The organism is Enterococcus olivae (assembly GCF_053760925.1).
Genome location: NZ_JBSMVT010000022.1, coordinates 1 through 17,441, shown reverse-complemented (window position 1 = coordinate 17,441; position 17,441 = coordinate 1). Strand labels below are relative to the sequence as shown.

Below are 17,441 nucleotides of genomic sequence, written 5' to 3'. Positions count from 1 at the left end.
GTATGAATTCACAACTGAAAAATTATTTTAAACAGCCTGTGTTTCGCTTACTTGCCAAAGAATTATCGCAACGTTATTATCGCAACGGCGACTTTGGACGTTCTATCGGTTTTCAAAAATTTGCGGCAGTTGATACTAATCCTTTGCGCTCCCTACTTGGTATAACCAATCTGGAATGGGGGAAAAAAAGACAATTGAAATTGTCAGAATTTGCAACAGCATTAAAAAATAGCTCTGTCGCATGGGAGATAGAGGAATTCGTTCAAATCGTTAATCAGCAACCATTGATTTTGCGAGCAGATGAAGAATACAAACGTCAAAAACAGTATGAACGATTTCAAAAAAAGCTCGATATGATCGATTTTGTTTTTACCGAACAATTCACCGAACCACAACTTTTATTTTGGTTAGATAAAGTTTTTGAGGACATGACTATTTTTAACCAAGTGGCGAAAGCTCTAAACAGATTACCGAAAGAATACACATTGTTACCGGTTTTTGCATATCAAATTACGGGGGATCCTCACGCTTTCGATGAAGGAACGGATGCCGGAACCCTATTAAGCCAAATGCTAAGGATATTTTCAAAAGCTGTGTACAGTGAAGAATACTTTTCTCAAACAGAAGCTAAGCATCAGCTGCTCAGTGAATTTTATTTATTACGTGACGACGTGAAAAATTATGCAGCGATTCGAGGACTGACTGCTATTCGCCAAGGCAAGACATCGGCTTTATGGCAAGGAGCTTGCGAAGAGAGAAGCAGCTGGAATGTACCTTTAAAAGAAATCTGCAGGATGGATACCATCTTCCCGGAAATAGGCAACCAAGTACTGATAGTCGAAAATTCGGGCGTCTATTCTATTTTAGTGGATCTTTTACCAGATATAGCAATCATTTGTTCCAGTGGACAGTTTACTTATGCCATCTGGACCTTGCTGCGAAAGCTTTCAAAACAAACCAAAATGTACTACGTTGGAGATATGGATCCAGAAGGACTTGTTATGGCTCAGCGTCTAAAAGAAGCCTTCCCAGAAGTATTGCAAACTATCGGAATGACCACTGAAATTTTCCAGAAATATGCACAACCAGTAAACATTAGTGAACGTAGAATTAAACAACTACGTTTAATCACAGAGCCTTCCATATTGATAATTGCTCGATTGATTGAAGAACAGCAAACTTGTGCTTATCAAGAAGGATTTATTGATGAATTGTTGACAGAGGTACGAAGAGAGTTTGAAATAGGTAGTTAACTAGTGATTAACAAGCTAATTGCATAATTATCTTTTTTTGAAAAATAGGCAGCTATTTCTTTTTGATGTTTGAAGGGAAATATACGATCGTAAGAGAATCTTGTAAACATCCTAAAGTAGACAAAATACAACAAGCGACCATTCGAGTGATACATCATCCCGCACGTTCAGCTCAGGTAGACTGGAAAGAAGAAATGAGAGTAGTCGGTAAGCATGGAGAGGTTTTTCAATTCAATAATTTTCTCTGTGTCCTTTCTTAATCAAAAAAGAAAAGTCCGTTTGCTGAAACGATAGTTGCCATCCTTTTTGATATCTTTTACTCAATAACTAGCGTGTAAGCTAGAAAAAAATTATTATAATGAAATAAACAAGCATGAAAGGGATAGTATGCGTTTAGATAAATTGATCGAACGACAGCTACAGACGTCAAGAAAACAAATGAAGCGACTTTTTTTAATGGGCAAAGTCCAAGTCGATGGCGAAACAGTCTATCAGGAAAATAAAAATGTCGACAGCTCGATTCATACGATCCAAGTCGACAATCAGACACTGTTGACTGATGATCGCTATTATTTGTTGAACAAACCCTCAGGTGTCGTGACCGCGAATCAGGATCGGCTACCGACAGTATTTAACCAGCTGCGAGTCGAGGATCGACGAGTAGATCTATCAGCTGTTGGGCGACTGGATCGTGATACGGAAGGATTGCTTCTATTGACGAGCAACGGCCAGCTGGGGTACGATTTATTACAGCCTAAAAAGAAAGTGACCAAAGTATACGAAGCGATCATCAACGCAGAAGTTACCGCCGAGGATGTGACTCTGTTTGGGGAAGGAATCACCTTTCATGGTGGCGAAAGCTGTCAGCCGGCAAAATTGGAGATTCTCTCAAGGAAGTTAGAAGAAAGTTATGTTCGACTGACAATTCGAGAAGGGAAATATCATCAAGTCAAAAAAATGTTCTTGGCGACAGGGAAAAAAGTGATTTATCTGAGACGAGTCGCAATGGGACCATTAACTTTAGGTGAGTTGCCAACGGGTACGTACCGCCCCTTGACCCAAGAAGAATTGCTACAGTTAAAGCCGTATTTTCGCTAAAGGAGAAGAGTTATGAAGTATAATACATTACTGTTTGATGTCGACGATACTTTATTGGATTTTAAAGATGCTGAAAATCAGGCATTGCAGTCCTTGTTTAGAGACGTTGGTATGGAGTTGACATCTGAGATCGAACAGACTTATAAAACGCTGAATCATCAGCGTTGGAAAGAATACGAAAAAGGCAACATGACCTCAGAAGAAGTGGTAAATGGTCGTTTTGGCTTATTGTTTGAAGGTTTGGGAGTAGCGGTCGATAGCTCGGCGATGGAAAAAAGCTACCGTCATTATTTGAATCAAGGGCACAAGTTGCTGGGCAACAGCTTGGAGATCATTCAAGATCTTTCCAAGAAAGCGTCTCTTTATGTAGTAACGAATGGTGTAGCAGCCACTCAGTTTCAACGCTTGACAGATGCTAAGCTGCTTCCTTATTTCAAAGAGATCTTTGTTTCAGAGACGATCGGTCATCAAAAGCCGAAACGTGAATTCTTTGACCATGCCTTTACTCGCATTCCACAGCTGGATAAGGAAGAGACCGTGATCATCGGTGATTCTTTGAGCTCGGATATTCAAGGAGGTAAAAATGCTGGGATCGATACGATCTGGTTGAGCCAGCAAACGACAGATTCAGAGATTCAGCCGACCTTCCATATCCAGTCATTAGAAGAAATTTATCGTATTTTAGCTAGCTGAACCAAGCTTTATCTAGTATTTTTTTTATTTTTCGTTATAATTTAAAAGAAGTGTCAAAAAGAGACGAAAGAGGTAAAGTTGATGTCCAAAAAAAACCCTATCATCATTGGAGTGACCGGTGGATCAGGAAGTGGAAAAACGAGTGTCAGTCGTGCGATTTTCAGTCATTTTCCTGAGCATTCCATCATGATGCTGGAGCACGATTCCTATTACAAAGATCAGAGCAATTTGTCTTTTGAGGAGCGATTGACAACTAATTACGATCATCCGTTTGCTTTTGATACGGATCTGCTGATCGAACATTTGGAAAAATTGCTGAAATACGAAGCGGTCGAAAAACCTATCTATGATTATGTTGCCCATACTAGAAGCAATCAGACGGTGATCCAGGAGCCGCGGGAGGTCATTATTTTAGAAGGGATCTTGATTCTGGAAGATGAGCGTCTGCGAGAATTGATGGATATCAAAGTTTATGTGGATACCGATGATGATATTCGAATTATTCGCCGCATTAAGCGGGACATGGAGGAGCGGGGCCGAACGTTGGATTCTGTCATCGAGCAGTATTTGACGGTGGTCAAACCGATGTATCACCAGTTTATCGAGCCGACCAAACGTTATGCCGATGTGATCGTTCCAGAAGGCGGCGAAAATCATGTGGCAATCGACTTGATCAATACCAAAGTTGGCTCGATCTTAGGCGAATAAAAAGACTAGCCAAGCTCTGTGATCTGTGTTAAAGTAGGTCCCATGCGATGAGCCGAGAGGACTAGCGATTGCTAGTCGACTCAAACAGAGGCACACCGGGGAAACCCAACCTGCCGGATTTGCAGGGTGTCGGATGAAACTTTTGTGGAGAAGGAATCATCTACTAGTCATAGTACTGTCTCAAAAAAGGTTAGAGAACTTGTTTACAAGGACTCTAGCCTTTTTGTTTTGCGGTGGATGAAATTTTTGTGGTGTATCTGTTACAATGGTAAAAGGAGATCAATCAACAGGAGGAGAAGAATATGTCGATTCGTTATGGGATTATTAGTACTGCACAAATTGTTCCCCGTTTTGTTGCAGGAGTGAAGGAAAGTAAAGATGGGGTAGTCGCTGCGATTGCTTCGAGAGAACTGACTAAAGCTAAAAAAATGGCCGACGAGCTGGCGATTCCGACAGCTTATGGAAGCTATGAGGAGTTGTATGCTGATGAAACGATCGATGTTATTTATGTGGCGGCCTATAATAAAGGACATTATGCAGCAGCCAAAGCAGCTTTACTTGCTGGAAAGCATGTGTTAGTAGAAAAACCGTTTGTTTTAAACTGGGATGAGGCCGATGAACTGTTTACTTTAGCAGCGGAGAAAAAATTATTCTTGATGGAGGCACAAAAAGCGGTGTTTCTGCCTGTGACTAATTGGGTAAAAGAAACGATCCAATCGGGAGCTTTGGGTGAAGTTCGCTATATTCGGACAATCACAGCTTATCCAAGTGTTGATCACATTCGTTGGTTCAAATCATTAGAGGCGGGTGGTGGTGCGTTCCGAGGCGCGGGAGCGTATCCTTTGCAATACGTGTTACATGTACTAGATACGGAAATTGCTGAAGCAGCAGGCACAGCAGTCATGCAACCGGGTGAATCTGATAGTCAGTGTGACGTTAGTCTATTGTTGAAAAATCAAGTGCAAGCTAATTTCTTTATTACTACTCAGATGGCGCAGTCTAGTGAATTGACGGTCTTTGGCGAAAAAGGAAAGATCGTTGTACCTGATTTCTGGAAAGCAGAGTCTGCTCAACTTTTCTTAGGAGAGGAAGTTGAGACGATCAACAGGCCTCGTTCCAGCGAATTTGTTTATGAAGTCGATCATATCAACGACTGCTTGGCAAAAGGTTTGATAGAGAGTCCGGTGATGAAAAAAGAAATAACATTGCAGACGGTGGAATTGGCAGAGCAACTTTATCAGCAGTGGACGAGCTAAAAAAATAGAAGTAAGAGACGAATCTATGAGGATTCGTCTTTTTTATGTTATATTTAATGACATGAAAAATGATTATTTTCAGAATAGTTGCACTTTTTAGAGAAAAGTTAGATTTTCCGCTTTGTTTATGTTAGGTTTTATAACATTGATATTAAAGGGATTACCGGGAATAAGAGGGAGCTGTTTAAAAAATTGTAGACAATCTGCACTTATTCTCAAAAAAGAAAGGTGCTTAAAACAAAGGGCTTTGCACTAAAAAAAGTGCAAGAAGTTTGTATTGTTAGGCTTTTTATTGAAATGTATAGTATGGAACATAAGGAGATTGAAAGTAATGCAGTTATCAAAAAGAGAGATTCAACTACTATTAAAGCTAATTGAACAGGATAAAAGTATTACGATAAAAGAATTGGCCAATTCTTTTGATGTCAGCATTCGTACCATCAAATATGATTTGGATAATATTCGGCAATGGTTGAAACGTAAACACATCGACTTGTTTTCTCAGCGAAATAAAGGGATCTGGTTTGAACTGAACAATGTCCAAAAAATCACGTTGAAAAATGAATTGTTGGAAGTAGAACGTTTTGAGATCTATGCAGATCAAGATGCTCGAACTCAGCGAATCGTTTTAGAATTGCTGATGACCGAGGAGTATTTGACTATTTCTCATTTAGCCGATCGCTTGGACGTTTCCAAGAATACGATCGTTTATGATTTGGAGAAAGTCGATATCTTCTTAAAAAGATTCCAGGTAGTCTTGGAAAGACGAAGTGGACAAGGTCTGCTTTTGGTCGGACAAGAAAAAGATTGTCGTTTGTTGATGGAATATTTGATCCAGATCGAGTTAACCGAATACGATATTTATAAGATCATGAATCAATTGCTGAATCCCTTAGAGGAAGAAGAAGCATTTTCGATAGGGAAAGGAACCGAGTTTCAAGGTATTTACCGAAACGTTGTTCAATCCCTCTCCCAAATTTTAAACCCCGTTTTGCTGAACCAATTCAATTATGCCGAGCTGTTGTCGATCTCTTTGCGGACAGCGATCGCTGTTTGCCGCCTCACGTTGAATCATGCCATTGGCTCCTTCAAATTATTGAAATACAAAGAAGAGCTGCTGAAAATAGGAGATATTCCTTTTCTATTGATGCAATCAGTTTTTAAGCAATACGATTTACCATTGCTAGAAGATGAATACACGTTCATTTCAAGCAATCTAATGGAAACAAATGATCAGCAGGACATTTTACAGCTGACGATGGAACTGATTCGAGAAGTCTCCCAGAAATTAGGGGTTCCCTTTGATAAGGATCATCAGTTACTCACCAATTTGTTTGCGCACCTGTCCCTGAGATTAGGAAAAACCTATTTGTTTGTCAATGAATACAATCCTTTTGTCGAGGATATTCGCAAAACGCATAATGAATTATTTTTAGCGATCAGCTATGCTTGCCAGCAGGAAGATTTGGTTTTGAATCACCTGATCAATGATTCCTTCATTGCTTATATTACCTTGCATTTTCTCGTTTCCTTTGAAAAACAGAAGCGTGAAGTCGTTCAAGTCGTTTACGTTTGTTCGACAGGTTTAGGCGTGACGAATCTGATTCAGCAGAGGATCCAAGAAGAAATTCCTAATGTTGAGATCGTTGGCTTTGCCTCAGTGCTCAATGCCGAAGAGATGATTCGTAAGAAAAAACCGAATTTGGTGATTAGTATTTTCCCGATCGAGGGCATTCATTGTCCAGTGATCAAGGTCAATGCGATTCCTTCGAAGGAAGACATCAGTACGATTCAGACGACAGTGCAGTATTTATTGGCAAAGGAAGGTGGACACATCAGTTACCACAATGCCTTTCGCCAGGATCGGGCAGCAGAGTGTTCCGAAGAACTTAGCCGGGATACGATCGTCAAAGGATATATTATTTATGAAGAATTACGAAACATTTTTGGAAGAGAGTTGAAAATAGAATACAAGAAATCATTTCTACTTCATGTGTTATTGATGGTCCATCGTATCATTTTTCAAACGCAATACACGCTGGAAGGCAATGTGGATCAGGAGATTCTTTTAAAAAATGATCAGCTGTTGATCAAAATAGAGCAGCTTTTTTCAGAAAATGAACTGTCGGTAAATCACGCAGAACTGATTGCGTTGTTGCAGTATGTGGAATTATGACCTACAAGGAGGAAGCGATATGAAACTAAGTGAAGAAGCAAAGCAGCTCATTGACAATAGCAAATATAGCGACGAGCTGCAAACGGTGATCTTTTATACCGAAAAAGCCACACGAGAGCGTAACATTTTTCCGACAGAATTACAGTGGACGGTCTTGATCAATCATCTGAACGAGATGATTCGGCGAGAAAGGGAAGTCGATGCGATCCCGGCTGTCGATCCTGAAATGTTCGCGGAGGTCTCTTCAGAGGCATTGGAAATCGCTGATGGAGTAGTCAAAGCGGTGGGGCAGCTTCCCATTGATGAGATGTATGTTTTATCGATCCATTTTGAGAGTGCGAAACAAAATTAAATAAAACTATAGGAGGACGAAAATATGGTGACAGTAGTAATCGCAGATCGTTTAGGTAAAGGACAAAATGTTGCAAAAGGTGTTGAGGCAGCCGGTGGGCGTGCGATCGTGGTCCCTGGGATGGGCGCGGACATGCGTTTAGGAGACGTGATGCAAAAGGAAAATGCAGATTTGGGCATTTCGTTTTGTGGCAGCGGCGGCGCAGGTGCGCTGACAGCAGCGACAAAGTATGGCTACCCGGAACGTCATGGAATGCGTTCGATCGATGAAGGTGTGACTGCGGTCGGTGATGGCAAAACAGTCTTGGGCTTTGGCTTTATGGACCAAGAAGAGTTAGGAAAACGCATCACAGAAGCCTATCTAAAAAAATACGGAGAATAAGCAATAAGAGAAGGGAGGAAGTCTTGTGAATGCAGCAGTAAAATCAATCAAAGAAGTGATTGTGTCAGGAGAAGGGGATACGAAAGTCGTTGCATTTTCAACAGCTTTGGGCAATGTTCAAAAACAGATTTTAAAGGATAGCCCAGATGTGACGCTGCGGATCGAACCTCAGGCAGTCACTGTACTTTCTGCCGAAGAAAAAAGTTATACCGAACGTTTTTTCTTTTTCTTCATGCCGAGAGAAAGAAAAAAATATGTTGTGAAGTTGTGTATCACAGTGGAAATATTGCAGATCGACGCAGAGACGATCGACTTTAAAGCAGTCAGGGAAGCTTCACCTGATATCGTGGATATTCCCTTTGTCTCTAAACGCTTGACTAAATAAAGGAGGAAAGAACGTGGAATTTGTTATTATACTGGTTAAATCATTGATTATTGGAGGATTGCTGGGATTTGCTGCAGGAGCCGGAGCAGCCAGAATGTTCCATGCACCAAGTACACAAGGCTTAGGTGCGTTTCGTACACTGGGAGAAATGAATGCCTGTGAGGGAGACCCGGCTTCACATTTTTCATTTGGATTAGGTTTTTTCTTCAATGCTTGGGCATCTGCAGTAGGAGCGGGAGCCTTTACACAGGATGTGACGCACCGCGTGGTACCTAACTGGGCAGCAGCGGCTTTGCTGACTAAGAATAAAAATATTGAGCAGACGATGCATAATCCCCAAAAAATGGGGATCACGGGTGCTGTAGTGGGTATGGCTTTAGTTGCCTTCTTGAATACGACGGCTGCCGCAATCCCAGAAGCGCTACAAGTAACAGCAGTTGCGGTCTTAGTACCCGCTGCTACGACACTGATCAATATCGTCATGCCAGTTTTGTTTTGGTTGGCGGCGATCGATGCTGGGAAAAGAAGTGGTTTCTGGGGAACACTTTTTGGAGCACTTGCGCAAATGATCATGGGCAATGCGGTACCTGGTGTCGTATTGGGAATCTTAGTAGGAAAAGGAGTCGATGATTCTGGCTGGACTCGTACGACGAAAGTCATTCTGGCGGCAGCAATCTTACTCTTTGTTTTCAGTGGCTTCTTCCGAGGCTTCGACTTACAAATGCTCGAAAGCTTCAACATAGGTATTCCGAACTGGTTAGAGAATTTACACGAACTATTCACAGTGAATTAAGGAGGGGCATAAAATGAAGACAGTAGAATTAACAGAAGAACAAAAAGCAAAAAGTTTTTGGTTTGCGGACTGGTCGTTTCCAATCTTGGTTGGTTTGATGGCATCGGCAGTCTTTACTGGGACCCACATGTATATGGAGTATGGCGTAGGTGCGTTCAATGAAGTGTCGATCGTAGCAATGCTGAAAGCTGGATTGGATGGCGGTTCTTATGGTGCTGCGGCAGCTTTTGGTGCTAGCTTCTTGTTTGCTCGTATTTTAGAGGGATCTCTTGTAGGTATTTTGGATCTAGGTGGTTCGATTTTGACTGGACTAGGAATCGGGATTCCAGCGATTTTATTAAGTTTAGGTATAACAGCTCCCTTAGAAAGTTTTCCGCTGGCGCTGTTAACAGGTGGTTTATTAGGTGTTATTGTAGGTGGAATCATTGTACTGATCCGTAAGTTTACGATCAATCAGTCGAATTCTACGTTCGGAGCTGATATCATGATGGGTGCCGGAAATGCCTCGGGACGGTTTTTAGGACCTTTATTAGTTATTAGTGCAGCCTCTGCGTCTATCCCGATCGGCATTGGCGCAACGATTGGTGCGATCATTTTTTACAAATGGGAGAAACCAATTGCTGGGGGCGCGATCTTAGGGGCGATGGTCCTTGGCGCAATTTTCCCAGTAGCAGTTTCATAAAAATAGATCAAATAAATAAAAACATCCTTAAACTCAACTTTGAGGATAAGGATGTTTTCATTAGGAGGAGCAAGGATGAAGCAGACAGTTTTAAAAGGTGGAAAATTGATCACTGGTGAACGCTGCGATGTTGTTTTTCAGGAAGGTAAGATCGTTGAGGTCTCCTCAGAAGTAGAGATTGATAACAAAGAAGTGATCGATATCGAAGGGAAGTATCTTTCTGCCGGTTGGATCGACGATCATGTTCACTGCTTTGAAGAAATGAGTCTATATTATGATTTTCCGGACCAAATCGGTGTGGAAAAAGGTGTGACCACCGTGATTGATGCTGGCACGACAGGTGCGGAAAATATTCGACGTTTTCATCAGCTGGCGGAAGTGGCCAAAACCAATGTCTATGCTTTACTAAATATTTCCAAATGGGGAATCGTCGAGCAGGATGAATTGGCGGATCTGACTAAGATTCAGGAGGAATCAGTGGCTCAAGCGATCCATGACCTACCGGAATTCATCGTGGGGATCAAAGCACGTATGAGTAAAACGGTGATCGGAGAAAATGGTATTACACCACTGGAATTAGCGGAAAAAATACAAGAAGAAAATAATCAGCTACCTTTAATGGTCCACATCGGCTCTGCGCCACCCGAATTGGCTGAAACCTTGGACATGATGGAAAAAGGTGATGTTCTGACTCATTGTTTTAATGGAAAACCAAATGGGATCGTAGATCAGCAAACCACCAAGATCAAGGATTTTGTCTGGAAAGCCTATCGAAAAGGTGTTATTTTTGATATTGGACATGGAACAGACAGCTTCAATTTCGACGTGGCTGAACAAGCGTTGGCGGAAGGAATGAAGGCAACATCGATCAGTACCGATATTTATATTCGCAATCGCACCAATGGCCCTGTCTATGATTTAGCGACAACCATGGAAAAACTACATGTCGTCGGTTATTCATGGGCAGAGATCTTAGAAAAAGTCACGACTGTTCCTGCAGATAATTTCCATTTAACAAATAAAGGAAAATTAGCAGCTGGTTTTGATGCAGATATCACCGTTTTTGAATTGGTCGAGGGTACAAAGGAATTGGTAGATTCTAATGGCAATACCCGGACAGCTATACAACTGATCAAACCAGTAAAAACAATTATTGGAGGAAGACTTTATGACAATTAGCTACGAAAAATTTGATTTGAAGGAGGTCATCAATGCTTCCGGACGCATGACGATCTTAGGTGTCTCCAAAGTTTCTGAAGAAGTTTTGGCGGCTCAGCGTTTTGGTGGCGAACACTTTTTCGAAATGGAGCAGCTAGCAGTCCAGACAGGGGCCTATTTAGCTCGATTATTAAAAGTGGAAGATGCTCAAATCGTTTCTTCGGCCTCTGCCGGGATCGCTCAATCAGTCGCAGCGGTGATTGGTCAAGGAGACTTGTACCATGCGTATCACCCTTATACAAAGAAGAGCACAAAAAGAGAGATCCTTTTACCCAAAGGGCACAATGTTGATTATGGAACGTCAGTGGAAGTGATGGTGGAACAAGGTGGTGGGACTGTTGTCGAGGCTGGTTACGCCAATATGTGCTCGGCCGAACATCTGGAAATCATGATCACCGAACAAACGGCGGCGATCCTTTATATCAAAAGCCATCACACCGTCCAAAAAAGTATGCTGACAGTAGGAGAGGCTGCAGAAGTTGCCCAACGTCATCAGCTACCTTTGATCGTAGACGCTGCTGCTGAAGAGGATCTCTTCAAATATATCGATGCCGGTGCAGATCTAGTCATTTATTCTGGAGCGAAAGCCATTGAAGGCCCTAGTGCCGGACTAGTTATCGGTAAAAAAGAGTACATTGAATGGGTTCGCCTACAAAGCAAAGGGATCGGTCGTGCGATGAAGATCGGCAAAGACAACATTTTAGGTTTCACACAAGCAGTAGAAGACTATCTGATGAATGGCAGTGAAGACGGAGAATCTATGAAAAAAAGATTGCAACCAATGATCGACTCGGTCAATACGATCAATGGACTGTCTGCAGTGATCGTACAGGATGGTGCTGGTCGTGACATTTATCGTGCAAGTGTCAAAGTGACTGGTAAGAAAAATGCTAAAGAGGTCATTGCGGAATTAAAAATGGAAGATCCTGCGGTGTATACTAGAGAATACCAAGCCAATAATGGCATCATCGAGTTCGATGTCCGTTCGGTCAATGCGGAAGAAATGGATAAAATTGTGAAAAGACTTGAACAAATCATGGAAAAAGAAGGAGAATAACTATGTCATTAACCCCCAATTATTTAGAAGATCGGATCTGTCTAAACGTATTAGCTGATTCCGTGGAAAATGCCAAAGAATGCTACGAGGCAGCAGAAGGGCATGTCGTTTTAGGTGTTCTGTCTAAAAATTATGACAGCGATGAAGCAGCCATTGAAGACATGAAAAAATATCAAGAAGCGACAAACAATGCCTTGTCTGTCGGTCTAGGAGCAGGAGATCCTAATCAAAGTGCGATGGTTTCTCGTCTTTCTGCTGTTTTACAGCCACAGCATGTCAATCAAGTCTTTACTGGTGCAGGAACTTCGCGGGCGGTCTTGGAACAAGAAGAAACGATCGTCAATGCACTGGTTTCCCCAACTGGCAAAGTCGGCTACGTCAATATTGCCACTGGACCATTGAGTTCAAAAGAAGCAGCGGCAGAAATCCCCGTAGACACAGCGATCGCCTTGCTGAAAGATATGGGCGCAAGCTCTGTCAAATATTTCCCGATGAAAGGACTGACACATAAAGAGGAGTACATTGAAGTAGCTCAAGCTTGTGCGCGCAATGATTTCTACTTGGAACCGACTGGCGGCATCGATTTAGAAAATTTTGAAGAAATCGTACAGATTGCCGTCGATGCTGGAGTGAAAAAGATCATCCCTCATGTTTATAGCTCGATCATTGATTCGGCAACCGGCGAAACGAAACCCGAAGATGTCAAAGCACTGTTGGCAATGATGAAAAACACATTGAAATAAGTCCTTAGATTTTTAGACAAAAGTCAGATGAAGCTGCTGCCAGATAAAGAATTTGAAAAGAACATGGATTAGACAGTCGTTGACGTCGGATCCGTGTTCTTTTTTCGTCATAAATGAATCATTTTATGGATGCTAAGATACTAGGGACTATTATTGAGTTGTTGAAAAAGGGTAAGGATTCAGTAGTGTATATTGACTGGCAGAAGGATTGATAAAAAGAATGGTCTAGCTTTGTACATGGTAGTAATTACATGGTATAATATAAGGGAGGAGGAGATGTTATGTCAGCAATAAAAGCCAGAAAACAAGGGAACTCAATAATGATAACAATTCCTAGTGCTTTAGGAGTCCGAGAAGGTGAAGAGTTTTTTTTCATTAAAAAAGACAACGGTGCAATTACGCTTATTCCGAAAGTAGAAGATCACTTTGCAAATGTGAAACCAGGAGAATACTATATGCCAGAGCTAGAAGTAGGTTATGTGCCAGCAGAAGGAGAACTTGATGAAATATAGTCCCAAGCAACGAGATATTGTATTCATAGACTTTGATCCTTCTAAAGGCTACGAAATAAAAAAAAGACGTCCAGCACTTGTTTTAAGTCGGACAGAGTATAATATAAGTTCTAATATGGTTATTGTTTGTCCGATAACAACAACTGATAAAAAAAGGCCCTTTTTAGTTCCTGTACAATCAGTTGATTTACCTTCTGCTTCCAGTAAAGTGAACACAAATCAAGTTTTTTCTTTGGATTATACAGAAAGAGCTGGTAGAAATATTCAGTTTGTTGAGAATATGGAAGAAGAACAATTTTATCATATTGCTCAAAAGTTCTTGCACAATTTTGGATTTAACTTTTTTTAAAGAGAGGATATAGAAATTTTTAGTACATCCTATCATTGAGAAACAAAGGAGATGTGTCTTGTAGTCATCTTTCATTTAAAATATTTTCTAATCAAAACCTCCAGTGTGAACTGGAGGTTTGTTCTTCGGCTGAAAGCCTCTTTTACCGGCCATAGCCTAAAAGGCTTCCTGAAAGATTTCCCGCTTGCACCACTTTTACTCACTGATCCTTAAAGAATCTCTTTCCGATTATTGTGGGAACTTATTTCTTAAGTCATATTTATAATTTCTTTGAAAAAAGAATTCCCACCATGTTAACAATGATTCTCGTTCCAATGATTACCTTGTTAATTATTGCTCCTCTTCAATTGATTGCTTTAGGACCTGTTGCTTCATATGCCAGCATCTATTTAGAAAGAGGGATTGCTTGGTTATTCGCGACAAACGGAACAATTGCTGGAGCGGTATTTGGATTTGCATTAGCACCAATCGTTATTACTGGCATGCATTATGCTTTTTATCCAAGTGTTCTTCAAAGTATCGCAACATCTGGATTTGACTATTTCTTTATGCCGATTGGCGTAGTATCTAACTTATCTCAAGCGGTAGCAACATTGGCGGTTATGATTAAAACAAGAAAAAAAGATACTAAAGTCTTAGCTGCTTCAACAGGTATCACAGCATTATTTGGAGTAACTGAACCAGCAATGTATGGAGTTACATTAAAAAATAAACGCGCATTTTATTTTTCATTGATTGGTGCAGGATTAGGAGGGGCTTATGTTATGAATACCAACGTTATTGCATTTGCATTTGCAACTCCTGGAATCGCTGCTTTACCATTATTTATTGATGCAGCCAATTCAATGAATACTATTCATATTTTAATAGGTATAGCAATCAGTATGGGGACATCCTTCATTTTGACATACTTTTTTGCAGTAAAAGAATAGCTAGGACGACAAGGAGAAGAGTATGATCTTACTAGTTATCTTAGTAATGAGAGAAACTGTAAAAATGGAGCTTATAACTAGTCGTTCTATTGAGACGAAATTCATAGAAATAGGACATCGTATGATTGAAGTCAATAATATTTTGAAAAAATTAAGTTCTCAAAATTTTCCTATTGAATTTATTTTTGAAACAAAAGAAGTCTGTGGCATTCAAGTGTTGTATGATTTGAAACCAAAAATTCAAAATGTATATGATTTAATAGCCATAGAAGAAAACAATCATTCATGTATTTTTTTCTTCTTAAGAAAGAAGTCTCAAAATTCTGAAAAGGGCTACTATTTTAAAGTGGGGAACTGAAGGGATTAACTTATGTACAATAGAAAATGAAGAAATCATACTTACAAGAAATTTTTATCAACCGATTAGAAAATCTGTATTGTTTCAGAGTTTAAATTCTGAGAATGTCTACTTCTCTATAATGAAATTTTATGGTAGAGAGATAGAAATTCAGGATGTGATCAATTCTAAAAAGGCTGGAGATAATAGTGCAGATAGAATTTTAAAAGAATTAATAAAAATTATTTCAGATATTTTATTGGAATGTAATATTATAGAACTGCCTAAAAATATTTATGTATCCAAAAATTTCCCGTTATTTAGTGAAAAGGAATTCATTCAATATTTTAATGAAACTGCAGGAAGTCAATCAGTTTTAAAGCTAGAATAAAAAATAAATTTTATAGTGAATATTATGTAATTATAACAAAAATTCGAGGTGATAGGATGATTGAAGCATTGATTTTTGATCTTGATGGTCTTCTAGTAGATTCAGAATATGTTTACCAAAAAGGCTGGATCGTTGCAGCCAAAAATCTTGATATTGAGTTAAGTATGGAACAAACACAGAAATGGAACGGTATAGGATTAACCGGGATTCAAGAGATCTTATTGAAGTCTGTATTGTCAAGTAAAAGAGAGTTTGAGCTCCTTGTTGAAGAATTGGATAAATATATTGAGACTCATTTACATGAAATTAAACTGAAACCTTATGCGTTAGAAGTTCTTACTAAAGCTAAAGAACAAAATCTCAAACTAGGGCTAGCCTCTTCTTCATTTAGAAGACAAGCAACCAATATACTTAAGCCACATGGATTACATGATTTTTTTGATTCTATTGTTACCGGAGATGAGGTAGTTCGCATGAAGCCTGATCCGGAAGTTTACTTGAAAAGTATAGAAAATCTTAAGGTTAATGTTGATCGAGTATTTGCTATTGAAGATTCAATTATAGGAGGAACAGCAGCAACCAAAGCTCAATTAAAGGTTTTTCTTATTCCGGATCAAAGTTTATCTAACAAATATTCGATTAAGGAAAAGAGTCAAGTTGATATTATTCAGGGAGCGTCAATAATTTTGTGTAAATGGTTCTTCCCTACTGTAAATTGTTTCTAATTCTCCATCGGTTGACTCAGCATTTGTTCGAGCTCGCCTTCGGCCTGTTGGAAACCTTTATGACTGCGACCTAGGAATTTTTGGTTGTGAGTATCAAAAGACGAGACTAAGAAACGTTCCATCGACTCTTCATTTTGGAACTGTTCCTTGCGGTGGCTGTATTTCTTGATTTGCTTATTAAAGGATTCAATCAAGTTCGTAGAGTAAATAGTCTTGCGTATGGCTAATGGGAAATCATAGAAAGTGAGCAGGTAATCGTTCGAAAGGATCGATTCCACCATTTTTGGATAGCTGGTTTTCCATTTTTCCGCAAAAGCACCACGTGCTTCCAATGCCGCCTTTTTAGATGACGCTTGATACACCATTTTAAAATCATCACAGACTTCCTTACGATCATCGACACGCACTTTGTGACTGATATTACGGGAAACGTGCACACAGCAATGTTGAAAACGGGCTTTGGGGTAGAACCGCTGCACGGCCCCTGCCATCCCCTTTAAGCCATCCGTGATGAAAAGGAGGACGTTTTTCACGCCACGTTCCTGGAGGTCTATTAAAATCTCTTCCCAAATCGTGATAGATTCAGTTGGTGCAATCGCATAGCTCAACACTTCCTTTGAACCGTCCGGGCAAATGCCAACTGCGATATGAATGGCTTCCTTGGCGACGGTTTTCCGCTTTAAAGGGATATAGGTTGCGTCCAAATAAATAGCGGCATAACGGTCATGAAGCTCATGTTCCTTAAATGAAGTGACTTCTTCCGTAAATGATTTAGTCATATTGGACATGGTTTGGGGCGTGTAGTGATGCCCATACATTTTCTCAATCAAGTCTGCGATTTCCGACATGGTAATACCTTTTCGGAAGAGGTGAATGACGGTCTCCTCTAAGGTATCATTCGTCCGTCTATAAGCAGGAACAGTCTGTTGCTTGAACTCGCCGTTGCGGTCGCGCGGAATCTGGAGATGAAGTTCCCCGTACTCGGTCTTGACCGTACGGTCATAGGAGCCGTTACGAGAATTACCCGTGTTAAAACCAATGCGATCGTACTTTTCGTAATCGAGGAAAGCCGTTAACTCCGTTTTGAGAAGCGTATTGACAGCTTTTTCCAAATGGACACGGAATAATTCATTCAAATCGCCTTTGTTCGCTAGAGTCTTTAGAATTTCTGTAGTAAAATCGTTCATATGGAAGTCCTCTTTTCTGTGAATGTGTTGTGGTAACTCTATTCTACAGAAGGGACTTCCTTTTTTCTATTTACACAAAATATTTTACACTCTCATCAAATCATTAGAATCGTGATAAGACATTGTATTAAATCTAATCCTTTATCCATTTTTTATCAATCTTACTTCGCACCATCTCCAATACTTATTAGTTGCCAGGTTAACTGTTATCAG

General features: G+C 40.2%; 21 protein-coding genes. 20 read left to right on the top strand and 1 reads right to left on the bottom strand.

Features of this window, described 5'->3' with window-relative positions; translation table 11 throughout:
• Positions 1–2 precede the first annotated feature (2 nt).
• The 20 genes from ACWODM_RS12455 (at position 3) to ACWODM_RS12360 (ending at position 16,041) form a co-directional block, all read left to right on the top strand.
• On the top strand, positions 3–1,253 hold the full coding sequence (locus ACWODM_RS12455; RefSeq protein WP_455321697.1) for a TIGR02679 domain-containing protein: 1,251 nt from the start codon (positions 3–5) through the stop codon (positions 1,251–1,253).
• 387 nt (positions 1,254–1,640) lie between these two features.
• A complete protein-coding gene (locus ACWODM_RS12450; protein WP_455321696.1) occupies positions 1,641–2,351 on the top strand; it encodes a 16S rRNA pseudouridine(516) synthase in 711 nt (236 codons plus the stop codon).
• Positions 2,352–2,363: 12 nt separating this feature from the next.
• Positions 2,364–3,044, top strand: coding sequence for a YjjG family noncanonical pyrimidine nucleotidase (locus ACWODM_RS12445; protein WP_455321695.1), 681 nt, complete (start codon positions 2,364–2,366; stop codon positions 3,042–3,044).
• An 81-nt stretch (positions 3,045–3,125) separates the two neighbouring features.
• Positions 3,126–3,752 (top strand): uridine kinase, encoded by a 627-nt coding sequence (gene udk, locus ACWODM_RS12440; RefSeq protein ID WP_455321694.1) that lies wholly within the window; start codon positions 3,126–3,128, stop codon positions 3,750–3,752.
• Positions 3,753–4,054: 302 nt separating this feature from the next.
• Positions 4,055–5,008: a Gfo/Idh/MocA family protein gene (locus tag ACWODM_RS12435; protein ID WP_455321693.1), complete on the top strand. Its 954-nt coding sequence runs from the start codon at positions 4,055–4,057 to the stop codon at positions 5,006–5,008.
• Between the two features lie 331 nt (positions 5,009–5,339).
• Positions 5,340–7,184, top strand: a complete 1,845-nt coding sequence (locus ACWODM_RS12430; protein ID WP_455321692.1) for a BglG family transcription antiterminator — start codon at positions 5,340–5,342, stop codon at positions 7,182–7,184.
• Between the two features lie 19 nt (positions 7,185–7,203).
• Positions 7,204–7,536: a PRD domain-containing protein gene (locus ACWODM_RS12425; RefSeq protein ID WP_455321691.1), complete on the top strand. Its 333-nt coding sequence runs from the start codon at positions 7,204–7,206 to the stop codon at positions 7,534–7,536.
• Positions 7,537–7,560: 24 nt separating this feature from the next.
• Positions 7,561–7,917: a glycine-rich SFCGS family protein gene (locus tag ACWODM_RS12420; RefSeq protein WP_455321690.1), complete on the top strand. Its 357-nt coding sequence runs from the start codon at positions 7,561–7,563 to the stop codon at positions 7,915–7,917.
• 25 nt (positions 7,918–7,942) lie between these two features.
• Entirely contained in the window at positions 7,943–8,302 is a 360-nt protein-coding gene (locus ACWODM_RS12415) for a DUF4312 family protein (protein WP_455321689.1), read from the top strand.
• A 13-nt stretch (positions 8,303–8,315) separates the two neighbouring features.
• Positions 8,316–9,095, top strand: a complete 780-nt coding sequence (locus ACWODM_RS12410) for a DUF4311 domain-containing protein (RefSeq protein ID WP_455321688.1) — start codon at positions 8,316–8,318, stop codon at positions 9,093–9,095.
• A gap of 13 nt (positions 9,096–9,108) precedes the next feature.
• Positions 9,109–9,777, top strand: coding sequence for a DUF4310 family protein (locus tag ACWODM_RS12405; RefSeq protein ID WP_455321687.1), 669 nt, complete (start codon positions 9,109–9,111; stop codon positions 9,775–9,777).
• A gap of 75 nt (positions 9,778–9,852) precedes the next feature.
• Entirely contained in the window at positions 9,853–10,956 is a 1,104-nt protein-coding gene (locus ACWODM_RS12400; RefSeq protein WP_455321686.1) for an amidohydrolase/deacetylase family metallohydrolase, read from the top strand.
• Positions 10,946–12,052 (top strand): DgaE family pyridoxal phosphate-dependent ammonia lyase, encoded by a 1,107-nt coding sequence (locus ACWODM_RS12395; protein ID WP_455321685.1) that lies wholly within the window; start codon positions 10,946–10,948, stop codon positions 12,050–12,052. The genes ACWODM_RS12400 and ACWODM_RS12395 overlap by 11 nt, the downstream gene beginning before the upstream one ends.
• A 2-nt stretch (positions 12,053–12,054) precedes the next feature.
• Entirely contained in the window at positions 12,055–12,795 is a 741-nt protein-coding gene (dagF, locus tag ACWODM_RS12390) for a 2-dehydro-3-deoxy-phosphogluconate aldolase (RefSeq protein WP_455321684.1), read from the top strand.
• Positions 12,796–13,076: 281 nt separating this feature from the next.
• Positions 13,077–13,307, top strand: coding sequence for a type II toxin-antitoxin system PemI/MazE family antitoxin (mazE, locus tag ACWODM_RS12385; RefSeq protein WP_455321683.1), 231 nt, complete (start codon positions 13,077–13,079; stop codon positions 13,305–13,307).
• Entirely contained in the window at positions 13,297–13,656 is a 360-nt protein-coding gene (locus ACWODM_RS12380; protein ID WP_455321682.1) for a type II toxin-antitoxin system PemK/MazF family toxin, read from the top strand. Before mazE ends, ACWODM_RS12380 begins: the two co-directional genes overlap by 11 nt.
• A gap of 227 nt (positions 13,657–13,883) precedes the next feature.
• Complete coding sequence (locus tag ACWODM_RS12375; RefSeq protein ID WP_455321724.1) at positions 13,884–14,588, top strand: PTS transporter subunit EIIC; 705 nt, start codon at positions 13,884–13,886, stop codon at positions 14,586–14,588.
• Between the two features lie 22 nt (positions 14,589–14,610).
• A complete protein-coding gene (locus ACWODM_RS12370) occupies positions 14,611–14,946 on the top strand; it encodes a hypothetical protein (protein ID WP_455321681.1) in 336 nt (111 codons plus the stop codon).
• Positions 14,947–15,067: 121 nt separating this feature from the next.
• Positions 15,068–15,316: a hypothetical protein gene (locus tag ACWODM_RS12365; RefSeq protein ID WP_455321680.1), complete on the top strand. Its 249-nt coding sequence runs from the start codon at positions 15,068–15,070 to the stop codon at positions 15,314–15,316.
• A gap of 56 nt (positions 15,317–15,372) precedes the next feature.
• The gene (locus tag ACWODM_RS12360; RefSeq protein ID WP_455321679.1) at positions 15,373–16,041 is read left to right on the top strand and encodes an HAD family hydrolase; all 669 of its coding nucleotides are present in this window, start codon (positions 15,373–15,375) and stop codon (positions 16,039–16,041) included.
• Here the strand turns inward: ACWODM_RS12360 and ACWODM_RS12355 are convergent.
• Positions 16,038–17,228 carry an IS256 family transposase gene (locus ACWODM_RS12355; RefSeq protein WP_455321678.1) on the bottom strand — a complete coding sequence of 397 codons (1,191 nt, stop codon included), beginning with the start codon at positions 17,226–17,228 and terminating at the stop codon, positions 16,038–16,040. The genes ACWODM_RS12360 and ACWODM_RS12355 overlap by 4 nt on opposite strands.
• Positions 17,229–17,441: the final 213 nt, after the last annotated feature.

Coding starts and splice junctions, on each gene's coding strand:
- ACWODM_RS12445 (WP_455321695.1), top strand. CDS start 2,364: ATGAAGTATAATACATTACTGTTTGATGTCGACGATACTTTATTGGAT.
- ACWODM_RS12395 (WP_455321685.1), top strand. CDS start 10,946: ATGACAATTAGCTACGAAAAATTTGATTTGAAGGAGGTCATCAATGCT.
- ACWODM_RS12420 (WP_455321690.1), top strand. CDS start 7,561: ATGGTGACAGTAGTAATCGCAGATCGTTTAGGTAAAGGACAAAATGTT.
- ACWODM_RS12400 (WP_455321686.1), top strand. CDS start 9,853: ATGAAGCAGACAGTTTTAAAAGGTGGAAAATTGATCACTGGTGAACGC.
- ACWODM_RS12455 (WP_455321697.1), top strand. CDS start 3: ATGAATTCACAACTGAAAAATTATTTTAAACAGCCTGTGTTTCGCTTA.
- ACWODM_RS12365 (WP_455321680.1), top strand. CDS start 15,068: ATGAAATTTTATGGTAGAGAGATAGAAATTCAGGATGTGATCAATTCT.
- ACWODM_RS12425 (WP_455321691.1), top strand. CDS start 7,204: ATGAAACTAAGTGAAGAAGCAAAGCAGCTCATTGACAATAGCAAATAT.
- ACWODM_RS12450 (WP_455321696.1), top strand. CDS start 1,641: ATGCGTTTAGATAAATTGATCGAACGACAGCTACAGACGTCAAGAAAA.
- mazE (WP_455321683.1), top strand. CDS start 13,077: ATGTCAGCAATAAAAGCCAGAAAACAAGGGAACTCAATAATGATAACA.
- ACWODM_RS12405 (WP_455321687.1), top strand. CDS start 9,109: ATGAAGACAGTAGAATTAACAGAAGAACAAAAAGCAAAAAGTTTTTGG.
- ACWODM_RS12430 (WP_455321692.1), top strand. CDS start 5,340: ATGCAGTTATCAAAAAGAGAGATTCAACTACTATTAAAGCTAATTGAA.
- ACWODM_RS12355 (WP_455321678.1), bottom strand. CDS start 17,228: ATGAACGATTTTACTACAGAAATTCTAAAGACTCTAGCGAACAAAGGC.
- ACWODM_RS12435 (WP_455321693.1), top strand. CDS start 4,055: ATGTCGATTCGTTATGGGATTATTAGTACTGCACAAATTGTTCCCCGT.
- ACWODM_RS12370 (WP_455321681.1), top strand. CDS start 14,611: ATGATCTTACTAGTTATCTTAGTAATGAGAGAAACTGTAAAAATGGAG.
- ACWODM_RS12360 (WP_455321679.1), top strand. CDS start 15,373: ATGATTGAAGCATTGATTTTTGATCTTGATGGTCTTCTAGTAGATTCA.
- ACWODM_RS12380 (WP_455321682.1), top strand. CDS start 13,297: ATGAAATATAGTCCCAAGCAACGAGATATTGTATTCATAGACTTTGAT.
- udk (WP_455321694.1), top strand. CDS start 3,126: ATGTCCAAAAAAAACCCTATCATCATTGGAGTGACCGGTGGATCAGGA.
- dagF (WP_455321684.1), top strand. CDS start 12,055: ATGTCATTAACCCCCAATTATTTAGAAGATCGGATCTGTCTAAACGTA.